Genomic DNA, 2,663 nt, shown 5'->3' on the forward strand with positions numbered 1-2,663 from the left:
CCTTTTATCTCTATTTTCTTATCTTGAAAAAGAGAATTTTGGGCTGGTTTTCGAAATCGTCCTTTTTTAGGAACAGTCTGTCTTAAGGTCCTAACTTCTTTCCGATAATGCATACGGGCCGATTTTAAGTTGCTTCGAAAGTTTTGCCTAGCCTGTTTGAGTAGCTTTTTATCCTCTTTCATCTCATGTCCTCATTTTTTCAGGGTCCGTACTCATGATGTCAAAGAGCTTGGTGTGTTGTGGAATCTTATTTTTGAATGGAACAACGGTTGAACCGGCCTTGATTAGCCCAGCCCCTTTTTCAGGATTGACCAAGTATTTCTCTAGTTCCTTGGAGAGTCCAAGCATATGCACCAATTCTTCTCGATCGCTCTTAGCCTGTTTTAAAAGAATCATGAACTCGCTATTGGCAATAATGCGTCTACCATTGGCATCCAAAAGAAGTGTCTCCACATTTTGAGTAATGCCTGTCGGTATCGCCCCATACTTACGGACACGACTCCAAAGTTTGAAGAAGAAATCAGAGGCATACTTGTCTAATAAGAGAAGCTGCATCTCATCAAAGTATATCCAGGTTTTCTTCCCTAGTTTTTGGTTTTTGACCACCCTATTCCAAATTTGGTCAAAGATAACCATGAGGGCAATCTGTTTTAATTCATCGCCTAACTTTTTGACATTGTAAATCAGGAAATGACTGTCTGTTTTAATATTGGTCCGATGTGAAAATATGTCCAGCGACCCTTCCACATAGAGTTCCATATCCAGTGCCAAGTCCTTAGCTTCCTGTTCAGGTTGTTGAGCTAAGACAAAGACCCATTCGACCAAGGACGGTGTGTCAAAATGCTTATAGGTGAGTCGTGTCACACGGTCAATCAAGGACTTCTCACGACCATCCATTTTGCGGTCCAAGAGCTTTCCAATCCAAGACAAGAGAAATTCGGACTTGACCTTAACTGGATCCTCATCCATATTCTCATCTGATAGATCTAAGACATTTAAGAAGGTAGTGGAATCTGGGGCAATATCAATACTCTCCCCACCAAAGGCTTGACCGATAATACTATACTCATTTTCTGGGTCAACAATAATAATTTCAGTATCACTATCTGATTCCTTGAGTTTAGTAGAGATGATTTCATGTTTTGTCGCCATCCCTTTGCCAGCTCCAGAAGTCCCTAAAATCAAACCTGACGGAGTATTTAACTTGCCACGGTCAATACTGATGATATTACTTGAGATTTGATTGATGCCATAAAATTTTCCACCCTTGTCCTGAATATCAACGGAAGTCCAAGGTGCATTCACGGCAATGTTTGAAGTCAATAGAGACCGAGAAACACCTTCAAGATAGTTCTTCCCAAATGGCAAGAGACTATTAAAGGCAGCTTCTTGCATATAGGTCAAATTATCAATAATCATATCATTAGACCCTGCCACTTGCTTGATAATATCAAGAGATTGTTTGAGTTGATCTTCAGTATCCGCCAGCACGCCAATTAGAAATACGGTGTCAAACAGTTTATCTCCTGTTTGGGTCATGGTTTGAAGAAAAGCTTCAGCTTCATCGATGTTGTTCTCAAGAACATGCCCGACCTTCTCCAAATAGATACCTGTCCGAGCCATCTTTTGTTGTTCCCCAATCTTTTGCGATTCCATCAAGGTTTTCTTGGTTCGCAGCTTGGTCATGGTTTCAGACTTGGTAGAGCCTTTGGCATGTAGGCTAATCATCACTTCCAAATCTGACTGCATTAAGTCTCGAATAAATTTATCCCCTAACTCCATGCCATAGTCACGAACATAAACAATCTGTAATAATCGATCGTCCAATTCAATATGATTCTTGTGTTTAAAGGAAAGGTAGGTTGGGGCAATAAAGTGTTTGGTGGATTGACCTGATAGGCTCAAATCCTTGTAAGAGAACGGTAAATGATTTTCACCTCGTAACATATCCGCAAGGACATTCACTCGCTCCTCTCCAACAAGAAGACCAAGAGATACATCAATCTCTGAAAAGCCACTTTTGAAATATTCCCCAATCTGTGACAGAGAACGAAAAGCTAGTTTTGGTGTTTGGTCGCTCTTGCCAAATGAAAGAAACTTGACAGCTGAAAAGTTGTTCTCACCCGCCTCTAAGTTGGCATCCATCATACGATTCAATTCATCACGATAATTGTCAAACCCATCTTCCTGCAAGGGATAGAGAATACTCTTACGGAATTTTTCCAAATTAACTTTTTGATTGAAAATAGTCAGTTGGAAATTGGTCTTATCATCCAGTGAATTGATTAAATCGGAATATTTTTCAACAATAGCTCCCTTATCGTCTAAGCCAACTGTTTGATAATTGACATCTCCTAAGAGATAGGTTTGTGAAAAATAGCTTGGACTGACCTGCATAAGGCCATTCTGAAAAAGTCCTTGATAGGCTAACGTATTTATCGTAGAAGGTCTAATCTCCTGCTTCTGTATTTTCGTCTTTTGCTTTTTGTCATTAGAAGAGGTCTTTGGTTTCATTGAGTGTTTTAATTTTTTCACGTTGGTCTCCTTGTCTTCCAGTAAATGTACGATCTGGAACTGTTAGTTCATAATGAAAACGGTACTTGAGATAGGTTTCAAATGGTAAATCGTTGGGGCGATAGACCCCAAATAACATGAGTGGAATG

The 2,663-nt window shown here is 39.8% G+C and carries 2 protein-coding genes and 1 pseudogene; all 3 read right to left on the reverse strand.

Features of this window, described 5'->3' with window-relative positions:
* On the reverse strand, positions 1-182 hold a 182-nt coding region (locus ACHUFA_RS10920), incomplete at its 3' end, for a hypothetical protein (RefSeq protein WP_394406089.1).
* A gap of 1 nt (position 183) precedes the next feature.
* Complete coding sequence (locus tag ACHUFA_RS10925; protein WP_394406091.1) at positions 184-2,535, reverse strand: VirB4-like conjugal transfer ATPase, CD1110 family; 2,352 nt, start codon at positions 2,533-2,535, stop codon at positions 184-186.
* Positions 2,492-2,663 (reverse strand): annotated as a pseudogene (locus ACHUFA_RS10930) (PrgI family protein); the annotation flags it as partial. The pseudogene ACHUFA_RS10930 and the gene ACHUFA_RS10925, both read right to left, overlap by 44 nt.

This window comes from Streptococcus hepaticus (genome assembly GCF_043656315.1).
GTDB classification, from domain to species: Bacteria; Bacillota; Bacilli; order Lactobacillales; family Streptococcaceae; genus Streptococcus; species Streptococcus hepaticus.